This is a genomic window from Pseudomonas botevensis (assembly GCF_019145475.1).
Classification (GTDB): domain Bacteria; phylum Pseudomonadota; class Gammaproteobacteria; order Pseudomonadales; family Pseudomonadaceae; genus Aquipseudomonas; species Aquipseudomonas botevensis.
Genome location: NZ_JAHTKI010000033.1, coordinates 1 through 20,863, shown reverse-complemented (window position 1 = coordinate 20,863; position 20,863 = coordinate 1). Strand labels below are relative to the sequence as shown.

At 59.6% G+C, this 20,863-nt stretch carries 17 protein-coding genes; 8 read left to right on the top strand and 9 right to left on the bottom strand.

All coding sequences use genetic code 11. The features are described 5' to 3' along the window. Positions 1-3 precede the first annotated feature (3 nt). Genes KVQ74_RS27255 through KVQ74_RS27235 form a run of 5 tightly spaced genes read right to left on the bottom strand, consistent with a single transcriptional unit; the run spans position 4 to position 4,848 of the window. Positions 4-1,029 (bottom strand): polysaccharide biosynthesis/export family protein, encoded by a 1,026-nt coding sequence (locus KVQ74_RS27255; protein ID WP_217834476.1) that lies wholly within the window; start codon positions 1,027-1,029, stop codon positions 4-6. Between the two features lie 21 nt (positions 1,030-1,050). Then, positions 1,051-1,698: a CpsD/CapB family tyrosine-protein kinase gene (locus KVQ74_RS27250; RefSeq protein ID WP_217834475.1), complete on the bottom strand. Its 648-nt coding sequence runs from the start codon at positions 1,696-1,698 to the stop codon at positions 1,051-1,053. Next, the gene (locus tag KVQ74_RS27245; RefSeq protein WP_217834474.1) at positions 1,698-2,444 is read right to left on the bottom strand and encodes a sugar transferase; all 747 of its coding nucleotides are present in this window, start codon (positions 2,442-2,444) and stop codon (positions 1,698-1,700) included. The genes KVQ74_RS27250 and KVQ74_RS27245 overlap by 1 nt, the downstream gene beginning before the upstream one ends. Before the next feature lie 17 nt (positions 2,445-2,461). Further along, positions 2,462-3,499, bottom strand: coding sequence for an NAD-dependent epimerase (locus KVQ74_RS27240; RefSeq protein WP_217834473.1), 1,038 nt, complete (start codon positions 3,497-3,499; stop codon positions 2,462-2,464). Further along, positions 3,496-4,848, bottom strand: coding sequence for a UDP-glucose dehydrogenase family protein (locus KVQ74_RS27235; protein WP_217834472.1), 1,353 nt, complete (start codon positions 4,846-4,848; stop codon positions 3,496-3,498). The genes KVQ74_RS27240 and KVQ74_RS27235 overlap by 4 nt, the downstream gene beginning before the upstream one ends. A gap of 391 nt (positions 4,849-5,239) precedes the next feature. Between KVQ74_RS27235 and KVQ74_RS27230 the strand changes: the two genes are divergently transcribed. The 8 genes from KVQ74_RS27230 to KVQ74_RS27195 all read left to right on the top strand — a co-directional run bounded on the left by KVQ74_RS27230 (position 5,240) and on the right by KVQ74_RS27195 (position 13,586). Further along, on the top strand, positions 5,240-6,952 hold the full coding sequence (locus tag KVQ74_RS27230) for a sulfatase-like hydrolase/transferase (RefSeq protein ID WP_217834471.1): 1,713 nt from the start codon (positions 5,240-5,242) through the stop codon (positions 6,950-6,952). Between the two features lie 133 nt (positions 6,953-7,085). Continuing rightward, a complete protein-coding gene (locus tag KVQ74_RS27225) occupies positions 7,086-7,739 on the top strand; it encodes an ABC transporter ATP-binding protein (RefSeq protein ID WP_217834470.1) in 654 nt (217 codons plus the stop codon). Continuing rightward, positions 7,736-10,207 (top strand): ABC transporter permease, encoded by a 2,472-nt coding sequence (locus KVQ74_RS27220; protein WP_217834469.1) that lies wholly within the window; start codon positions 7,736-7,738, stop codon positions 10,205-10,207. Before KVQ74_RS27225 ends, KVQ74_RS27220 begins: the two co-directional genes overlap by 4 nt. Next, a complete protein-coding gene (locus tag KVQ74_RS27215) occupies positions 10,197-11,267 on the top strand; it encodes a lipocalin-like domain-containing protein (RefSeq protein WP_217834468.1) in 1,071 nt (356 codons plus the stop codon). Before KVQ74_RS27220 ends, KVQ74_RS27215 begins: the two co-directional genes overlap by 11 nt. Before the next feature lie 64 nt (positions 11,268-11,331). Then, positions 11,332-11,574, top strand: a complete 243-nt coding sequence (locus KVQ74_RS27210; RefSeq protein WP_217834467.1) for a hypothetical protein — start codon at positions 11,332-11,334, stop codon at positions 11,572-11,574. An 11-nt stretch (positions 11,575-11,585) separates the two neighbouring features. Continuing rightward, complete coding sequence (locus KVQ74_RS27205) at positions 11,586-11,759, top strand: hypothetical protein (RefSeq protein WP_217834466.1); 174 nt, start codon at positions 11,586-11,588, stop codon at positions 11,757-11,759. Between the two features lie 81 nt (positions 11,760-11,840). Continuing rightward, complete coding sequence (locus KVQ74_RS27200) at positions 11,841-12,419, top strand: hypothetical protein (RefSeq protein WP_217834465.1); 579 nt, start codon at positions 11,841-11,843, stop codon at positions 12,417-12,419. 354 nt (positions 12,420-12,773) lie between these two features. Further along, positions 12,774-13,586: a VanW family protein gene (locus KVQ74_RS27195; protein WP_217834464.1), complete on the top strand. Its 813-nt coding sequence runs from the start codon at positions 12,774-12,776 to the stop codon at positions 13,584-13,586. Between the two features lie 517 nt (positions 13,587-14,103). On the opposite strand, the gene KVQ74_RS27190 is transcribed toward KVQ74_RS27195, so the two are convergent. From KVQ74_RS27190 to KVQ74_RS27170, 4 genes are all read right to left on the bottom strand, one after another. Next, the gene (locus KVQ74_RS27190) at positions 14,104-14,529 is read right to left on the bottom strand and encodes a HEAT repeat domain-containing protein (protein ID WP_217834463.1); all 426 of its coding nucleotides are present in this window, start codon (positions 14,527-14,529) and stop codon (positions 14,104-14,106) included. Further along, entirely contained in the window at positions 14,526-19,436 is a 4,911-nt protein-coding gene (locus tag KVQ74_RS29375; protein WP_225930208.1) for an RHS repeat-associated core domain-containing protein, read from the bottom strand. The genes KVQ74_RS27190 and KVQ74_RS29375 overlap by 4 nt, the downstream gene beginning before the upstream one ends. After that, positions 19,433-20,176 carry a DUF4123 domain-containing protein gene (locus KVQ74_RS27175; protein WP_217834461.1) on the bottom strand — a complete coding sequence of 248 codons (744 nt, stop codon included), beginning with the start codon at positions 20,174-20,176 and terminating at the stop codon, positions 19,433-19,435. Before KVQ74_RS27175 ends, KVQ74_RS29375 begins: the two co-directional genes overlap by 4 nt. After that, the coding region (locus KVQ74_RS27170) for a bacteriophage T4 gp5 trimerisation domain-containing protein (protein ID WP_404822766.1) at positions 20,166-20,863 on the bottom strand (698 nt) is incomplete at its 5' end. The genes KVQ74_RS27170 and KVQ74_RS27175, both read right to left, overlap by 11 nt.

Here is a 20,863-nt window from a genome sequence, read left to right as displayed (position 1 = left end):
GAGTCAGTTGTTGTTACTGCCTTTGTTGTCAACGCGATAGCCGAAGCTGAAGCCCACGCCCTGGAACAGCACTACGTCGGCCAGTTGCCGGGCAAGATCGCCGGCGCTGGCCAGTTTGGTTTTCGGCACGTAGAGCATGTCGTTCGGTTGCAGGTAGGCGATTTGCGGCGCTTCGCCGGACAGGGCCTTCTCGACGTCGTAATGCACCGCCTGCACCTGATTGCCGTTGCGGCGCATGATCACCACCGAATCGAGCCGCGCCTTGACGTTGGTGCCGCGCGCCAGGGTCAGCGCTTCAAGCACCGAGACCGGCCGGCGGATCGGGTAGGAACCGGGCTGGCCGACTTCACCCAGCACATAGATCTCGTTGCCGGCGGTGGACTTGAGCAGCACGTCCACGCTCATCCGTCCCGGCAGTTGCGCGTACTTCTGGTTGAGGAAGGTTTCCAGTTGATTGATGGTCATGCCTTGCAGCGGCACCGAACCGATTTCCGGGAAGCTCGCGTAGCCGTCGGTGCCCACGGTGATCTCCCGGCTCATGCCGGTGGCCGGGTGGTTGAGGGCGCTTTTCAGATTCTGCTCGTTGGTCAGCGGGCTGATGATCTGCACCGTCAACTGGTTGCGGTTGGGCTGGAACAGTTGCTTGCGCTGGTAGGCGCGCTGGATTTCCTGGCGCGCTTCATCGCTGGTCAGCCCGGCGATTTTCACTGAGGTGTTGGCGCCCGGCAGTTCGATGGTGCCGTCGGGCAGCACCAGTTGATTGCCGTTGAGCTGGCTGGCGGCGGTGAAGTTCAGGCCGATCTGGTCACCCGACTGCACGCGGTAGGCGTCCGAACCGCTGGTGCTGATGTGAAAGATCACGTCCAGCACATCCTGCGGGCGCAGGGTCTGCTCGACCATCGGCATGTCGGTGGCCTGGGCGTTGGCCGGGGCGGCGGTGAGGATATTCACCGGCATGGTCTGGGTTTCGGAAGTGCTGGAGCAACCTGCGAGCGGCAGCAACAGCAGGACAAGCATTTTGGCGTTCATGGCGTCATCCTTCGCGTTCGCTTACAGGTTTTTGTAGAGCCATTTGGGCATGTAGTACTTGCGCCGGTTGAACACGCTGCCGACGACTTTCGCCCCGGCCTGGGTCAACCGTTGCACGGCCGCTTGTGCGACTTCCCAACGGGTGTCCTCGGCGCGTACCACGAACACCACGCCGTCCACCTGGGTGCTGATGACCAGCGTGTCGGCGGCGGAGTACACCGCGTCGCCGTCGATCACCACAAAGCGGTACTGGCTGCCCAACTGGTCGAGCAGCGGGCTCAGGCGCTCGGCGGTCAGGTGTTCCATGGTGCGGATCGGCCGGCCGTTGGGCAGCACATGGAACGGCAGGCTCGAGACCTGCACCACGCAGTCCTGCAACAGCGGCGGGTTGTCCGGGTTGAACAGCAGGTCGCGCAGGCCGCGCTCCTTGCTCAGGTTCAGTTGCTGGGTGAGGTTGTTCGCCGACTGGCTGGCGTCGACCAGCAGCACCAGGCCGCTGCTCATCTGCGCCAGTTGGCTGGCCAGCGCCAGGGCGCTGGTGGTGGTGCCGGCGCCGGGGTTGGCGGCGGTCAGGAACAGGATCCGCAGATCCAGATCCAGCACGGTCGAGGTCAGGTTCGACTCGCTGGGGCTGGCAATGCTCAGGCTTTTGTTGGTTGAACCGTCCATTAGCTTGCTCCGTGGCCGCTGAATACTTTGAAGGGGGTTTTCAACAGGATCTTCAGATCAAGCAAAAGGCTCTGCTCGGCGATGTAGCTGAGGTCCAACTCAACGCGCTGGTCGAAGTCGATGTTGCTGCGTCCGGAGATCTGCCACAGGCCGGTCATGCCGGGGTAGATCGCCAGGCGGGCGAGGTGACTGTCCTTGTAGCGGTAGGCATTGAACGAGGTCGGGCGAGGGCCGACCAGGCGCATGTCACCGGTCACCACGTTGATCAGGTTGGGCAGTTCGTCGAGGCTGGTGCGCCGCAGAAAACTGCCGATGCCGGTGATTCGCGGGTCCTTGTCGATCTTGAAGTCGATGGCGTCGACACCGTGCTTGTTCAGGTGGCGCAGCGACTCTTTCAACTCTTCGGCATTGGCGACCATGGTGCGGAACTTGAACATGCCGAACTTGCGCCCGCGATAACCGGTGCGTTTCTGCACGAACATCACCGGCCCCGAACTGGTGAACTTGATGGCCAGCGCCAGGCCCAGCAGCAGCGGGGAAATCAGCAGCAGAATCATCAGTGCGCCGAGACACGCCATGACCCGGTTGGTACGCGACAGCGTCCAGGGCCGGCCGCCATCGCGCCCGGTAACCCAGCCGCGACCCTGACGGTGGATCGCGGCATCGAGGCGCATTCGTTGCTCGGGATCCATACGCTTGTCACGCTGCAACTGCTGGAGCGGCACACCTTTTTCATGTCCAGTCATAAAGTCCTCTGCTGAAATCAGCCGTGAACGGCTCGTGGGCGACAGGCAGTGGGGTAGTAATCGCGGAACCAGGCGATGAAACGCCCCAGCCCTTCATCCAGCTCTACCCGGGGCTGGAACCCGGTGGCCTGGGCCAGATCGGCCGCTTCGGCGCAGGTGTTGAGCACGTCGCCCGGTTGCAGGGGCAGCAGCTCGACAATGGCTTTCTGGCCGAGGTGTTTTTCCATCAGGGCCAGGTAGGTTTTCAGTGCGACGGGGTGTTGCCCGCCGATGTTGAACAGCCGCCACGGCGCCATGCTGCTGGCCGGATCGGGCTGTTCGCGGTCCCATTCCGGGTGGGCCAGCGGCGGCAGTTGCACCAGCCGCGCGATGCTTTCGACGATGTCGTCGATGTAAGTGAAATCACGCTGGTGCTCGCCGTAGTTGAACAACTTCAGCGGTTGCCCCTCACTGATCGCCCGGGCGAACTGGATCGGCGACATATCCGGCCGGCCCCAAGGCCCGTACACCGTGAAAAAACGCAGACCGGTGCTGGGAATGCCGAACAGGTGGCTGTAGCTGTGGGCCATCAGCTCATTGGCTTTTTTGGTGGCGGCGTACAGCGACAGCGGGTGGTTGACCCCATCCTTCACCGAGTACGGCGTGTGCTGGTTGGCGCCGTATACCGAACTCGACGAGGCGTAGATCAAATGCTCGACCGGGTGATGGCGGCAGCCTTCGAGGATGTTGAGGAAACCGTTGAGGTTGCTGTCCAGATACGCCCGGGGATTTTCCAGCGAATAACGCACCCCGGCCTGCGCCGCGAGGTGGACCACCACTTGCGGCCGTTCGCGGACGAACAGCGCCTTGATTGCCGGTGCGTCGGCCAGGTCCACCGTGTCGAGCTGGAAATCCCCGGCCTGTCCGCGTACCCAGCGCACCCGATCATGCTTGAGCTGCGGGTCGTAGTAGCCGTTGAAATTGTCCAGGCCCAGCACTTGATGGCCGTCGCGCAACAGCCGCAGCACGCAATGAGCGCCAATGAACCCGGCGGCGCCGGTGACGAGAACCTTCATGGCCGCAGTCCTTCGGGGACGATGTGGCGCAGGCCGATGCCGCTGTAGTGCAGGCCGGCGGCGGCCACTTGTTCCGGGTTGTAGAGGTTGCGGCCGTCGACGATCACCTTCGAGCGCAGCTTGTCGGCCAGCAACTCGAAATCCACCACGCGAAAGTTTTTCCATTCGGTGCAGATCACCAGCGCGTCGGCGTCTTCCAGGGTGTCGTCGCGGGTGGCGCACAGGTGCAGGTCGTCGCGGTAGCCGTAGAGGCGCCGGCATTCGGACATCGCTTCCGGATCGTAGGCCTGCACGCTGGCCCCTTCGGCCCACAACGCGTCCATCAGGTAACGGCTGGGGGCTTCGCGCATGTCATCGGTGTTCGGCTTGAACGCCAGGCCCCAGATCGCGATGGATTTTCCGGCGAGTCCCTGGGGGAACTGGGCCTTGAGCTTGTTGAACAGGATGTGCCGCTGGCTGTCATTGACGTCGGTGACACTGCGCAGCAGTTTCAGCGGCATGCCGTTGTGTTCGGCGGTGTGCAGCAGGGCGCGCAGATCCTTGGGGAAGCACGAACCGCCAAAGCCGCAACCGGGGTAGATGAAGTGGTAGCCGATGCGCGGGTCGGAGCCGATGCCCTTGCGCACCGCTTCGATGTCGGCGCCGAGCAGTTCGGTGAGGTTGGCCAATTCGTTCATGAAGCTGATGCGGGTGGCGAGCATCGCGTTGGCTGCGTACTTGGTCAGCTCGGCGCTGCGGTTGTCCATGAACATCAGTTTTTCGTGGTTGCGGCAGAACGGCGCGTAGAGCTGGCTCATCTGCTCGCGCGCTTCGTCATCGCGGGTGCCGACGATGATCCGGTCCGGGCGCATGCAGTCGGCGAGGGCGCTGCCTTCCTTGAGAAACTCAGGATTGGAGACCACCCGCACGGTGAGCTCGCTTTTGCCGCGCCGCTGCAACTCGTTGCGGGCGGTGCTCAACACCTGGTCCGCCGTGCCCACCGGCACCGTGGACTTGATGATCAGCGTGCGGTCGGCCTCCATGAAACTGGCGATCTGGCGGGCGACGTTGAGTACGTGGCTGAGGTCGGCGGAGCCGTCCTCATCGGCCGGCGTACCGACGGCGATGAAGATCATTTCGGCATGTTCAACGGCATCGCTGGCCTGGGTGCTGAACAGCAGACGGCCGGCCTTGATGTTCTCTTCCAAAGTTGCCGATAAACCAGGCTCACTAATTGGCGGAACTGCTTGTTGTAATTGCTTGATCTTGTTCGGATCAATATCAACGCACATAACTCGATGTCCGACATCGGCAAGTGCTGCAGCTTGTATAAGGCCAACATAGCCCGTACCAAATACGCTCACGTCCATATCGGCGTGCCTCGTAAGGTTCTGGAAAGATGATCGAATTGGAACTGTCAAAAGGGGTATAGCGCAGGGTTTGAAAAGCGTGTCAGCAAAATGACATGTTGCAGGTGTATAACAGCCCCAATTTTGGGGGCGATTGGCCATCAAGTGCTTGCTGTAGCTGGGTTTGTCCCGTTCTTGACATGTTTTTCACATTTAAAAGAAATCGATAAACGGTCGTAGGCCTCGAAATACGGGGCTTTCAGAGAGTCGGGTGTGTCAGATTTGAGTCAACTTTTTTTTGACGCTTTTTGGAATAGTCCGACACTTCTTGCGCTTTGATGGCTCGGTGCTAGTGTCAGGTTTTGACCGACAAATCGTTGACCAGCCGCCGTCGGTCACGCCCGGAATCGCCATGTTTCGATATCTGAAAGAACTGCTTTTAATTATCTATCTGCTGCTTTATTCCGATTATTACCTTGATCGGTTAAATACTATCGGGGGCGGTTTTGCAGTACTGCTTTTTGGCGCGATGTTTTTGGCGCTGACTTTCGCATTATTACTAACCGCCTATATAAGGCAGAGTTTCATTCGCCACTTGTTCGCATTGGCGATGTTTTTATCGGCGGTGTTCTTCGATGTTTATACAAGAGTCACGGCCGATTACCTGACCTACAGCAGTTTCGTCTCGCTGGTGTACTCCGGCGGGTTCATCCAGGAGGCGGCGTATCAGTACCGCGAGGCGATCCTTCACGCCGTGCTCAACGGGCTGCTGCTTCTGTTTGGCATCGCTCTCAAGCCCCGGCACGGGATGCCGGTGCCGAATGCGTTACGGGTGGCGGCACCGGTTTGCGCGGTGCTGCTGCTCAGTGCGGTGCTGTTCGTGCGCGCCGGGGAGGGCGCGCGGGGCTTGCCGGTCATGTACACGCCGCTGGCCTATCTCAATCTGTTCGGCTACGAAGCGTTGCACAACACTGTCGGGCCGCGCGAGTCGGTGACCCTGGCGCGCAACGGTCAGGCGATCAGCCATGACATCGTGCTGATCATCGACGAGAGCATTTCCGGCAACTACCTGGACATCAACGCGCCGTTCGGCGTACGCAGCAACCTCAAGCAGCCGCACGAAGGCGTCGACATCTTCAATTACGGCTACGCCGCCTCCATCGCCAATTGCAGCGCCGACACCAACGTCACCCTGCGCTACGGCGGCACCCGCGCCGACTACATGCGCATCAACAGCACCTTGCCGTCGATCTGGCAGTACGCGAAAAAGGCCGGCATGCGCACGGTGTACATCGACGCCCAGCGCACCGGCGGCAACCTGCAGAACCTGATGACCGACGCCGAGAAAAAGGACATCGACGAGTTCGTGCAATTCGACCAGACCAGCGTGCGCGACCGCGACATGGCAGCGGCCGCCAAGCTGATCGAACTGCTCAACAACGACAAGCCGGAGCTGGTGCTGATCAACAAGGTCGGCGCGCATTTCCCGGTCCACGACAAATACCCGGACGCCTTCATGGCCTACCGTCCGACCCTGCCACGCGGGCAGTTCACCGAAGTGGCCGACACCGGCAAACGCGACGGCTTCAACGGGCAACCGGATGACTGGGTGCTGTACCGCAACGCCTACAAGAACACCGTGCTGTGGAACGTCGGCGAGTTTTTCGCCCGGGTGTTTGCCCAGGCCAATCTGAACAATGCGCTGCTGATCTACACCTCCGATCACGGGCAGGATTTGCATGAACGCGGCAATCCGGGGCTCAACACCCATTGCGGCGGGGACCCGGTGGAGGAGGAAGGGCTGGTGCCGCTGGTGGTGATTCAGGGCGATCAACTGCACACGCTGGACTGGTCGGCGCAACTGGCCGGCAACAAGGATCGCTCCAGCCACTACAACATTTTCCCGACGCTGCTGCAGTTGATGGGCTATGACCTGGCGGGGATCGAAGCGGTGTATGGCAAGCCGCTGACGGTGCCGACGGCGGATGACTTCACCTTCAACTATCGGTTCAATGCGCGGCTGGGGGCCAAGCCTGAATGGAAGCATATTGATTTGGGGAGTGTTGTGACGCCGGGTGAGTCCGCGACCAATGTGGCGATTGGACAAGCTCAACCCTCACCCTAGCCCTGTCCGGAGGGCGAGGGCCGGGATGAGGGGGTAAGATCCCCAGCCAGACACAATCCAGACCCGATTACAAAACGCATTTCACCCCACTCATCCGCTATCCTTGCCCGACACTGACCGATCAGGTGGCGGCATGCTTCGCGTTGAAAACGTCTTCAAGAGTTACCTCACCCCCCAAGGCCCGTTGCCCGTGCTGCAAGGGGTCGACCTGACGCTCAAACCCGGCAGCAGCCTGGCGCTGATGGGCGAGTCCGGCAGTGGCAAAAGCACCTTGTTGCACCTGATCGCCGGGCTCGACAAGGTTGACAGCGGCAGCATTCACAGCGCTGAACATCGCCTCGATGCCATGAACGAAACCCAACTGGCGAACTGGCGCCGCACGGAAATCGGCCTGGTGTTCCAGCAGTTCAACCTGATCGGCAGTCTGCGTGTCGAGGACAATCTGGCGTTTCAGGCGCGTCTGGCCGGACGTCACGATCCGCGCTGGCAGAATCATCTGGTGCAGCGCCTCGGTCTGGGCGAGTTGCTCAAACGCTATCCCGAGCAATTGTCCGGGGGCCAGCAGCAACGGGTGGCGCTCGGCCGGGCGCTGGCGTCGCAGCCGAAACTGCTGTTGGCCGACGAACCCACCGGCAGCCTCGACGAGGCCACCAGTGATGAGGTGCTGCGCCTGTTGCTGGAACTGCTCGACGACACCCCGACCACTCTGCTGATGGTGACCCATAGTCAACGGGTAGCGGCGCGGCTGGCGGAACGCGCGGTGCTGTCCAGCGGGCGCTTGACGTGAACGTCCTGCGTCAGACCCTGATCGCGCTGCTCAGCCATTGGCGCCGGCATCCGGTGCAATTCTTCAGTGTGCTGACCGGGCTGTGGCTGGCCACCAGTCTGCTGACCGGGGTCGAAGCGCTGAACAGTCAGGCGCGGGACAGCTATGCCCGGGCCAGCCAGTTGATCGGCGGCCAGCCCCAGGCGAGCCTGAGCACGCCGAATGGCGCAACCTTCACCCAGCAATGGTTTATCGACCTGCGCCGCCAGGGCTGGCCGGTGTCGCCGGTGCTGCAAGGTCGGCTGATTCTCAAGGGTCATGACAACCAGCGTCTGCAACTGATGGGCATTGAACCGGTGTCGTTGCCCGGCGACAGCGCGGTGGCCGGGCAGGCGATGCCGATCGAGCGCGTCGTCGAGTTCTTCAGTGGGTCGGGCAGCACCTGGATTTCCCCGGAAACCCTGCACGCGCTGAATCTCTCCGAAGGTGCCACGCCACAGACTGAAAGCGGCCAACCGTTACCGCCCTTGCTGGCACAACAGGACATGGCCCCCGGTGTGTTGCTGGTGGACATCGGCGTTGCCCAGCGCGTACTCGATCAGCCCGGGCAACTGTCGCGGCTGTTGCTGCCCAAGGACTTTCACGATGAGTTGCCGGCGGCGTTCAAAGGCTTGCTACAGCTCAAGAGCAGTGGTGAAGAAAACAACCTGGCGCGGCTGACCGAAAGTTTTCACCTCAACCTCGATGCCCTGGGATTTCTCTCATTCATCGTCGGCCTGTTCATCGTCCACGCGGCGATCGGCCTGGCGCTGGAACAACGTCGAGGGTTGCTGCGCACCCTGAGAGCCTGTGGCGTCAGCGCGCGGATGCTGATCGCTTGCCTGATCCTCGAACTCGGCGTGCTGGCGTTGCTCGGAGGAATGCTTGGCGTCATCAGCGGCTATTGGCTGGCGAGCGTGTTATTGCCGGACGTCGCCGCCAGCCTGCGTGGTCTGTACGGCGCAGAAGTGGCGGGGCAATTGCGCCTGAGTCCCTGGTGGTGGTTCAGCGGCATCGGTTTGAGCTTGCTCGGTGCGTTGTTTGCGGGCGCCAACAGCCTGGTACGGGCGGCGCGTCTGCCGTTGCTGGCGGTGGCCGATCCCCAGGCCTGGCATCAGCAACATGCACGCTGGTTGCGACGTCAGGGCTGGGTGGCCGGCGTGTTCGTCGCGATCGCCCTGGTGGCATTGCTTTGGGGCGACAGCCTGGGCAGTGGCTTTGTGCTGATGGCCGGGCTGTTGCTCGGCGCCGCGCTGGCGTTGCCGGTGTTGCTCAGCGTCGGCCTGAACGGGTTGCTCGGGCGCAGTCGCTCGGTGCTCGGGCAATGGTTTCTCGCCGATTGCCGACAACAGTTGCCGGCATTGAGTCTGGCGCTGATGGCGTTGCTCCTGGCGATGGCGGCGAACATCGGCGCCGGCAGCATGACGTCCGGTTTTCGCCAGACTTTCAACGACTGGCTCGAACAACGCCTGACCGCCGAGCTGTACCTCAACCCGAGCAACCCGGCGCAGTCCCGCGAGATGTACAGCTGGCTCAAGCAGCAGCCGAACGTGGCGGCGGTGCTGCCCAACTGGCAGGTGTCGGTGACCCTGCAAGGCTGGCCGGCGGACGTGTTCGGAGTGATCGATCATCCGCATTATCGCCAGCACTGGCCGTTGCTCGACGCGCGGGGTGAAAACCCATGGGCGTCGCTGGCTGCGGATGATGCGGTGATGCTCAGCGAACAACTGGCCCGCCGCCTGAAGGTGGGGCCGGGCGATCACCTGACGATTCCGACCCCAAGCGGGCCGTGGTCGCCGCGTATCGTCGGGGTCTACGCCGATTACGGCAACCCCCGGGGTCATGTGCTGGTCAACAGCACTCATCTGTTGCGGGTCTGGCCGCAACTGACGCCGAACCGCTTCAATCTGCGTATCGATCCGGCGAACATCCCGCCGTTGCTCAGTGCCTTGCAGGCGCGCTTTCAGCTCGATGACAGCCGCATTGTCGAGCAGGCGCAACTCAAGGGCTGGTCGGTTCAGGTCTTCGAGCGCACCTTTGCCGCGACGGCTGCGCTCAACAGCCTGACCCTGGCGGTCGCGGGCGTGGCGCTGTTCATCAGCCTGCTGACCCAGAGCCAGAGTCGTCTCGGCCAACTCGCGCCGCTGTGGGCGCTGGGCGTGACGCGCCGCCAATTGATGCTGCTCAACCTCGGCCAGACCTGGTTGCTGGCGGTACTGACTCTGATGTTGGCGCTGCCGTTGGGGATTGCCCTGGCGTGGTGCCTGGATGCAGTGATCAACGTTCAGGCGTTCGGTTGGCGCCTGCCGTTGCGGGTGTTCCCGTGGCAGTTGCTGCAATTGCTGGGACTGGCGTTGCTGGCGACCTTGCTGGCGTCGGCGTGGCCGCTGTATTCGTTGTACCGCACGCAACCGGCGGATCTTTTGAGGACGTTTGCCCATGAGGATTAACGCGATTGCGCTGCTGTTCGCGTTGCTGCTGGCGGGCTGCGACCAACCACCGGCACCGGAGCAGAAGGGGTTCGCCGGCATGGGCAATCAGGCGCAGGCCTTTACCCCGGTGGTGCCGGGGCGGGTGTTCAGTTTCCCGGCGGATCACGGCGCCCATGACGGTTTTCGCATCGAGTGGTGGTACGTCACGGCCAATCTCAAGGATCAGAACGGCAACGACTTCGGCGTGCAATGGACGCTGTTTCGCAGCGCCCTGAACTCCAATCCACAGCAACCCGGCTGGGCCAACCAGACCGTCTGGCTCGGCCATGCGGCAGTGACTTCAGCCAGCGTCCATCACGCCGCCGAACGCTATGCTCGCGGTGGTGTGGGTCAGGCCGACGTGCAACTCACGCCCTTCGACGCGTGGATCGACGATTGGCGCTTCGTCAGTCAGGCCAGCGATCCGCTGAGCGATCTGCAACTCAGCGCCCGTGACAAGAACTTCAGCTACCAACTGCGCCTGACCTCCAGCCGCCCGCTGGTGTTGCAAGGCGACAAGGGCTTCAGCCAGAAATCCGAACAGGGCCAGGCGTCGTACTACTACAGCCAGCCGTTTTTCCAGGCCAACGGCACCCTGCAGATCGACGGCCAGACCTACACCGTCAGCGGCCCGGCCTGGCTCGACCGCGAATGGAGCAGCCAACCCCTGACCGCCAACCAGACCGGTTGGGACTGGTTCTCCCTGCACCTGGACAGCGGCGAGCACGTCATGCTCTACCGCATGCGCCAGAAGGACGGTGCGCCGTACCTCACCGGCACCTGGATCGCCGCCGACGGCCAGACCCAGACCCTGCACGCCGGGCAAATCCAGCTCGTCCCACATGACACCGCCAGCGTCGCCGGTCGCTCGATGCCGGTGCGCTGGTCGATCGCCATCCCGGAAAAACACCTCGACATCCGCATCGATGCGCTGAACCCGCAGGCCTGGATGAACCTGCGCATTCCTTACTGGGAAGGCCCGGTGCGCATCAGCGGTAGTCAGGGCGGGCAGGGTTACCTGGAAATGACCGGGTACTGAATCCCTTCTGAACTCTGTCGGCCCTGTGAACCTCTACCGGGAGAACCCAGTCGAGGATTCCATCATGAGCGACGATCTCCAGCCTCCCGACCTCACCACCTGGCAACGTCTGTTCGATGACGAAACCTACCGGCAGCAGTCGCCCGACGCTCACTACTTCGACCTGCAACGCATCGCCGATGACATGCTGGGGCAGGGCGCCATTGATCTGGAGCAGTGGCAGATCCTCCGGGCCAAGGCTGACGACCTGCACAAGGACGCACCCGGCGCGAACGTCGCCCGGGAACTCGACGACCCCGGAGCCTGAGGACAGCCACCATGAACCATGATCCCGCCGATACGACGCAGCACCCCGACGAACCCCGTCCGCCGGGCGAGACCGAGCGTGACAATGACGCCCTGCGACCCACCGACCCGAACCGGCGCAAAGACAGCGGCAAAGGCACGCCCAGCGGTGAGTCCACCGCGCAGGAAACCGCGAAGCAGGGCTGATCTGCGTCTATGCTCCTTGGCACCCCGGCACCGAAGCGATCAAGTGCCGGGCGTCATTTCATCTCAGGGAGAGTAGCGCTTATGAAGCTCAAAGCACTGACGCACGCCATCACCCTCGCAACCCTGCTGTCTGCCACCAGCCTCACGGCGCTGGCTGCTGAAATTCCGCTGTCGGGTGTTCTGGAGGCCAATCGGGTCAGCGCCAAGGTGCTGGCGGTCGATCCGGCCAGTCATCAAGTGGTTCTGGAGGGGCAGCAAGGCCAGCAAGTCCACGTTCAGCTCACGGACAAGGCAAAAAACCTGGCCAACCTCAAGGTCGGGGATCAGGTAAACATCGAAGTCACCCGCTCATTCGTCTCTGTTCTGGATACCGAAGTGAGTAAAGGTTTGCCCGGCACCGTCGAGCGAACCGGGGAATTACGCAACGCGCCGGGCAGCAGCAATCCGGGCGGCGAAGCCTACCGGCAGATTCAGGTACAACTGGAGATCACCAAAATTGATTTGGCGAAGAATCAGGTCACCTTGAAGAACCCCTCCGGTCAATCGAAAGTACTCGACGTCGAAACGCCTGAAATTCAAGCGAAACTGAAAAATCTGAAAGTCGGGCAAAACGTCATCGTCACTTATACCGATACGTTAAAAGTGACTACCACACATTAAGGGTGGAGTTTTAACTCTACAAAGGGATTGTTCTTGTACAGCTTGTTGTATGAGAACAATCATATTAAATGTCCGAAGCGGTGAGTTTTAACAAAGTTTGTCGATGAATATCCGTTAACTTTTTCGTACATAAATTTTCATCCATGTGAATGAGGACATATCCGCCAACTTCCATTAAAATCCACCCCGTTCGCCCAGTGTCAGGGCTCTTTACCGGTGCATGGATTGCCAGGCCATTACACTGGGCGGACACCATCTCCGGAGTGCATCAAGCACTTCCCTTCAGTAACACGTTAAGATGCGCCGCCCTTTTTCAACGCAAGGACGATAACGGCCATCGCCGTTTCATCACGGATGAAACCACTTTCCCTCTATCACCCGATCCTCTACTGGATGCGCGTGTGGCAAAAAAGACTGTTCCGCCAACTCGCCTGGCACTGCACTCGCAAGCGCTACGCACAACCCGTTGCCATGGCTGAACGCCTGCCGTTCCGCTACCTCAAACACACCTCGAAACTCATCCGCAAACTTGGCGATTCTGACCTCACGCTGCAGCACAACAAAGTCATCAACTTAAAACTCGCCGTCGCCGCCATCGACGGCGTCACCATCGCCCCCGGCGAATACTTCTCCTTCTGCCGCCTCGTCGGCCGCCCCAGCCGCAAACTCGGCTACGTCGAAGGCATGGAACTGTCCTTTGGCGAAGCCAGACGAGGCATCGGCGGAGGAATCTGCCAACTCAGCAACCTGATTCACTGGATGGCCATTCACTCACCCCTGGTTGTGGTCGAACGCTCGAACCATAGCTTCGATCCCTTTCCGGATGACGGCCGCGTACTGCCATTCGGCTCCGGCGCGGCGATCTTTTACAACTATGTCGATCTGGTACTGCACAACCCGACGGATCGGAGTTTCCAGTTGAAGTTGAAGGTCGGGGAACAGCAGTTGGAAGGAGAGTTGCTGTGTGATCGGGAGCGGGAGTTTCGCTATCACGTGTTTCAGTTGGAGCACCGGTTTGTGCGGGAAGGGGAGCGGGTGTATCGGGAGAACGAGATTTGGCGGGAGGTGCGGAACAAGGGGCAGGTAGGGGAAGTGGTGGAGCGGGGGATGCTTTATCGGAATCGGGTGGTGGTTAAGTATGAGGTTTTGGAGGGCGTGGTTGAGTAGCGTCGTTGCTATTCGTGTGACTTGCAATCACGGCGCTGAGCTCTGAAGTATCGTCATAGCGTTTTGCAGGACGTTGTCGAGTTCGATCCGGTTTTTTGCTGTTTCGGAGAATAGAGGATGTTCCCAATCGAAGTTTGAGATTAGTGAAACTCTAAAACAGCATTTTTTCGTCGAATTCCGGGTGCCAGCCGATATCTAGAATTCGGTTGTTGGGGGGACTTGCCTGGAGTGGATCTTCCTTTAATTGATTTGCTATTAGTGAGGTGGAGAGGGTGCGATCTAAATGAAAAATGTCGTCAAAGACTATATTTCCACCTGGTTTTTTTTATATTTTCGTATTCATTTTATAGATTTGGTATTAGGGTTGGTTGGTTTTTTGTAGGTGAATGTTTTTGTTGAGTTTGTGTTTTTTTTTGGTCTGGCTTTCGATTGTGTTCATATGTTCATATGTTCATATGTTCATATGTTCATATGTTCATATGTTCATGTGTTTGGATGGTAGTGAATAAGTACATTTTTAAGCGGACTCTGCCTTGGCAAGCAATCTTGTTAGTTCTGGTTCGATTTCGTCAGAAGGTATTTTTTCCATGACCTCTCTTATAAAGGGAGCGTATTTTTTTTCTATATTAACCTCCGCCCAGTCTAGCTCGTATATTGATATGATCTTCACGTCAATATAACTTGAGTTGGAAAGTAAAAGTTTTAGTATTCTTATTGAATGTTCTGTTCGATCCTCTCCCATCGCAGCTGCGCAACGTTGCTGCCAAAATTCAGGTTTTGAGAGTATTTCTTTCTCAAGTCGATGCCATTGATCGTCCTTGAAATCTGCAAGAACGGTTTTTGCAACAATTTCTGTAGTGTACTCCGTCCAGTTTGAACTTTCGGAATCACCAATTCGAGAGCAGAGGGTTTCATAGATTTCGTCTTTTTCAGAATCGTTCATGGGGTTCCCCCTGTAGGATAAGAAGAGGTAATAACATCATTTTCTTTAATTACTTGCCATTCGACACCATCAATGATTTTTGTGTGTTCCGTGACGAGTACTCCATTTTCGTTCCTTAAGATTTTTCCAGGTTCTGCCCCCACCTCATCAGTAACTCTAAGGATTTTTGAGTCGCTCCAGTCCTTAGGTGCAATGGTATGCCTATTTGGGGATTTTGCCGCAGACCAGCCAGTAGTCCCGTCTTTGCGTTCTAAAATCATTTTGAAATTTCTAACGCTAGTCGTTCCATCTTTGTTGGTGCTGACAACGTCGAATTGATAGTTAGGAGAGTTCATTACCTGGGGAGAGTGTCCACCGACGGGTTTGTTATGTCCGGGGCTACGAGTACCATACAAAATCTTGTCCTGCATTGCTTTGGGTATTGGCCCGGTGTATGGCGCATCAGGATTCCCTTCATTTACTTTGGTTTTTTCTTCTGGCTTTTTTTCGGAGGCTGCTGAAGATTCTTTTTCATTAGCTCCAGGACATTCACTCAAGCCCAGCGGATCCACCCACCCGGTAGGGTTCGAGACATACTGGTAGTTATTCAACCCACCCGCGAGCTTGATCGGGTCCGGCGTCAAGAACCGTCCAGTCCCCGGATTGTAGTAGCGGTGTCGGTTGTAATGTAACCCTGTCTCCGTGTCGAAATACTGCCCTTGAAAGCGCAGCGGGTTGTCGATTTCGCTGACATCCAGCGCAGCTAGGTTGCCGTACGCTCGGTACTTGGCCGACCACATGATTTCGCCGCTGTAGTCGGTGAGTTCCTGCGGGGTGCCGAGGTGGTCGAGTTGGTAGTAGAACGGCGTGGCTTTCAGTGGGCCTTGGCCGTCGAGCATGGCTAACGGGCGGAAGGTGCCGGGTTCGTAGATGTAGCTGCGATAACGGTTGTCGGCGCTTTCGGCGATCAGGCGTTCGCCTTGCCACAAGAATTCCGTGGTGTGGCCGTCGACGGTTTTTTCGACGCGGCGGCCGAAGGCGTCGTATTTGTAGCTGGCGCTGTTGCCGCCCGGCAGGCTGACGCCGATCAGGCGGTGTTGGCAGTCGTAGCGGTATTCGGTGACGAGTTTCTGCCTGGCGCCGCGACGTTCGCTGGTCAGGTTGCCGTAGGCGTCGTAGTCGTAGTGGCGGTCGCCTTGCATCAGCAGGCGGTTGCCTTTGACGTTGGCGAGGTTGGCGACGGGCAGGTCGTTCTGGCCGAGCAGGTTGCCGGCCGGGTCGTGGGCGAAGCTTTCCGGGGTGGCACCACGGACGCTGATCAGACGATCAAGCGGGTCGTAGTGGTAGCTGCGGTTGCCTTTGCGGCTGTCGTCGATTCCGGCAAGGTTGCCGTTGGCATCGTAGGCGTAGCGGCGCTGGAACAGGTTTTTGTCACGCTGATCCACGTTGTGCGCTTGCAGACGTCCTTGTTCGTCGTACTCGTATTGACTGAGCAGCAGGCCCTGCTGGCGCTTGTGCTCGCGACCGGCGCTGAACTGGTGAGTAGTCAGGCGCGAGCCGTTGAGATCGATGCTGCTCAAGCGACCGCCGGACTGGTGGCGGTAGTCGAGCTTGCTGCCGTCGGGGAGGCGGCAGTGGCTCAGTTGGCCGACGTTATCGTATTCGTAGCGTGTGGTGCCCCAGCCTTGGTGCTCGGTGATCAGACGGTTCTGTACGTCGTATTCGTAGGCCAGCGGCCAGTGCCCGTCGTCGACGTTGACCAGTCGCCCCAGGGCGTCGTAGCTGTAATGGATTTCTTCACCGTCAGCCAGGGTCTTCACCAGCAGACGGCCAGAGGCATCGCGCTGGTATTCGGTCACCAGCTCGCTGCCGTCGTCGCCGAATTCGGTCTTCTTCAGCAATTGGCCGTTGAGGTCGTACTCGTAAGCGGTCCGGCGTCCGTCGAAGCCGGTTTCCTGCTGGATCAGGCCGTTGGAGTAGTAATCGAGTTTGTAGTGCTCGCCGCGTTCGTTTTCGATGTCGGTGAGTAGCAACCCGGCGTTGTCATAGCGGTAGCGCAACTGGCTGCCGTCGGGATTGATGCGGCGGCTGACTAGGTGCAGGTTGTCGGCGTATTCGTAGCGGGTGACACGGCCGAGTTCGTCGCGTTCAGCGGTCACGCGGCCATACGGGTTGTAGGTGAGCGCGCGGGTGGCACCGCCGGGCAAGGTGATCTGGATCAGGCGATCGACCGCATCCCATTGGTACTGAGTGATAGCCCCGGTTTCGTCCTGACGGGTGATCTGTCGGCCGAGTGCGTCGTAGCGATACTTGCGCTGGCCGCCGTCGGGCAGACGTTCTTCCAGCAACTGGCCGAGGTTGTTCCAGCCCAGTTGATGGCGGCTGCCATCGGGGTGCTGGATTTCCAGCAGGCGGCCCTGACGGTCGTAGCTGTAGTGGGTTTCGTGGCCTTGAGGATCGGTTTGCCGTGTGATGTCGCCCTGACGGTTGCGGTCGTACTGCCAGCGCGCCTTGCCCCGCTGGACATCGATGAGCTGGCCATTGAAATAGTTGTAGCGAGTCGGTGCATCTTCAGGAGGAATCACCGCCATCAAGCGGCCGGCTGCACTGTATTGGTACTCAGTGATGGCGCCCATCGGATCCTTGACTGCGACCAGTCGACCCTCATCGTCATAGGCTTTCTGCGTTTCCCCACCGTCAGGCGCGGTTTCGCTGACCAGACGTGCATTTTCGTCATGCACATAGATCTGCTCGCTGCCGTCGGGGTTGAAGACCGTGACCGAGCCTTTATCGTCCCACTCGTAGCGCGTCTCCAGTTCTGAGTAACTCGCCCAATGGCGTACGCAGCGGGAATGTTTGCCTTCACGCCCCCATTCCCAGAAAAAGCTGGCGCCACCGGCCAGTTGCCGCTCCAGAATGACGTGCTGTTGGTTGTAGCGGTAATGCTCGGTTTCGCCGACGGCGTTGGTCGATGAGACGAGCTGGTTTTGTGCGTTGTAGCAATAGGTGACGAGTGTCTGAATGGTCAGCCAGGGATCCTGGCGTTCGCCACGGTCGTTGTACTCGGAGCGTTGCTGCTGATAATCCACCGCGACGATGTGCCGGTTGTCATAACGCAGTAGAAGGGAGCGACCGGCACCGTTGTCGATGCGCTGGATGCGATCAACCAGGTCGTAGCTGATGTGCAACCGGTTGTCGTAGGCGTCGCTGATGGTGATCAAGCGTCCGGCACGGAAATGATAGAAACGTGCCTTTGATCCAGCCTGGGTGAGGATCAGCTCGCCCGGTGCATCTCCCAGGAAAATCGCGGCTTGCGCCAGACTGTTGGTGATGGCCGGACGTTGCTCGGTCGGCATCGGGAAGCGGGTCTGGCGGTTTTCGTTATCCGTCCACAGCACGCCCTCATCGTCGAGTTGCAAGTGATGGGACAGGGAGTGACTCCACCCGTGTCCGAGCCGACCATCGATTTCTACCGCACTGCTGCGGTACAGGCGTGTCCACTCGAAAGGCAGCAGTCCGGCCAGTTCGCCATCAGTCAGTGTCAGCAGTTCCTCGCCGGTGACCATGGACACCGGGTCGCCGTTCTTGCAGGTGTTGGCTGCGCATTCGCTGGGTTCGTCGGCCGGGTTCTTCGATTGCTTGGGAGCCTTGTCAACCGGTTCAACCTGTTCGACCCGCGAAGCGGCTTCCGTTTTTCCACGCGCCTGAACCTGTGCGTCAGTTTCCAGTTTTCCGCCGGAAGTGGAGGGTTTCGTCTTCGGTGCGCTAGCGGTTTCGGCGGGTTTCGGCGGGGCGATCTCGACGTTGGCTTTTCGGGCAGGATTGAACCCCGAATTGCCATTGAGCAGCAAAGGTCTTGCCGCCTCGGTATGTGGAGTGGCCTTGGTCTTGCTGACCTTCATCAACATACCGGTAAAGTCTTCAATCAATTTCACGACTTTGCCGCTGCTTTGCACACCTTTGATGACCTTCGTGCCAATACGCACGGCCAGACCGAGGCCGCCGGTCAGGACGATACCCACCAGAATGTTCAGCAGGAATTCGGTGGTCAGTTGGGCCAGGACTTCGGTGCAGGTCTGCGGTGGCAGCATCTTCACCCAGGCCATGATCGCGGCCACGTAGATCCACATCAGTGGTTCATCGCTGGCAATCAATAATGCGGTGTGAATGGCCTCGGCGGAGGCGTCGTAAATTTTCTTGATCTGCTCTTCGGTGAAGAATTTTTTCAGCTTCTCGTAGTTTTCGCGAGGGTGGGCAACCAGGTTGTAGAGGCTCTTGATATCGCCCCACAGCCCCATGATCGCTTTCAGAAAACCTTCCCACGCCGCCTCCAGCTCCTGCAGCGCGCGACCGCCCAGCGAAGCGTCAGTATGTGCCTGCCAGAGTGGCAGAAAACTGGTGCTCCACTCGGTTTGCAGCCAGCCGCCCAGCTCGCCGATGACACCCTGATAGGAGTTGAACAAGCTGTCGATCTGCGCGGGAGTAGGGTTCGGGAAGAACGTGATCTTGTATTGCTGATTAGGCTTGAGCCCGGAGACCTCCAGAATCCCGGTCGAGTCGATGGTCTTGTTGATTTCCGGACCGACTTCATTCTTGCCAATGAACCGGCCATCCACCACGGGCACCAGGCGCACGGGCGTATTGCCGATCGGAACAAAGCGCGCGGACTCGAAGCTGTGTATCAGCGTGAGCTTGCCATTGGCCGGGCAGTTGGCATAAAGGGTGTTTTCCTTCTTGCTGTCCTTGTCCTGCGTACCGACTTCGTCGCCGACCTTGAACTGCTGTTCGGCATCCAATATGCCGCCATACCAGGCTTCGGCATGTTCACGGTAATCCTTCAGGCACTTTTTGAAGTCATTGATGATGGCCTGAGCATCAGGCTGTTTTGCCGTGAGGTTGCCAACAATCTCACCCATCAAAATGCTCATACCGCCACCTCACTCTCCAGATGGGCCTTCAACAGCCCGGTAAAATTTTCTTCCGTGAGTGGCGTGCGTTTTACAAAACGCGCCACTTTTTGCTGCAGGTTGGATTCGGGAAACGCGAAGTACAGTTCGGCATGTTCCTCCTGCAACCACTGCATCATGTTGCTGATCACCGTGGACGGGTTTTCCGCCATCAAACCGTCCAGCAAGGTCTTCGGCACCTCCCACCACGGCCAGTCCTTCACTTTCGGCACAACCCTCGGCCCGATGTCCAGACGGCGGCCATTGATCAGATACCGATCAAACACCGGTAACAGTTCTCCGGCCTTTTCCCCAAGGCCTTCAAGAATCGGATGAATATGCCGCCCGTCCCAGAAGCGGAAGAACACCTCCGTGCCGTCCGGCATTTTCACCTGGGTCAGGCTGCGCAAGTGTTCGAACACCTCGTTTGGCTCTGAGCGCGAGACGGCGAGCCAGCCCCAGTCGAGGGCGTCGGTTTCGGCGATCCAGGGCAGGAAGGCCGAGTTCGGCGTGAGCTCGGTGACGTAGGGCATCACCGGCTGCCAGGTGGCGTAGGGCGTATCGCCCCAGATCGGGATGAGCTGGGTGGTGGGTTCGGTCATGTACAGGGTTTTCAGGGCGTCGGCATCACTCGCCGCACTGATGACCAGATACAACCGCTCGCCGCTTTGCAGCGGCTGTTGTGCCAACCATTGCTGGGGTGTCAGTCGATCAGATGGCACAGGCACCTGCCTTGCATTTCTCGCATTCTTCGCAGAACGGCGCGTTGCGTTTGAGGGTGTTGATCTGGGCCGGGGTGAGGACCTGGCCGGCCTTGTCGGCGTCGGCCTGTTTCAGCACGCCGGGCATCAGCGGAGCGGCGGGGGTGCCGCTGCCGGGACCGCCGCCGGAGTTCATCTTGATCGCCGGGCCGCTCAGGGTGACGCCGCTGGCGTCGATCTTGATGAAGCTGCCGCCGCCGATCAGGGTCAGTTCGCTGCCGGCTTCGAGCACGACTTTCATGCCGCTGCTCAGGTGGATTTCCTGGCCGGCGTCAATGAACTGGCCGGTGCCGATCTTGATGTGCTGGTTGACGCCGACGGTCAGGTGGTCGTTGGCGCGGGCCTCGACCTTGCGGTCGGCGTAGACGGTGTGGTGTTCCTCGGCCTTGAACTCGCTGTAGCTGTTCTTTTCGACGGTGTCGTGGCGTTCGTTGCCGACGCGGATCTTCTGGTCGTGCTCGACGTTCTCGTCCCAGTCGCGCTGGGCGTGCAGGAAAATCTGCTCCTGACCTTTCTTGTCCTCGATGCGCAGCTCGTTATAGCCGCCACCGCCTATCGAACTCAGGGTCTTGAAGGTGCTGCGGGTCTTGTTCGCCGGCAGCTCGTAGGGGGCGGTGTTTTCCTTGTGGTACAGGCAGCCGCTGATCA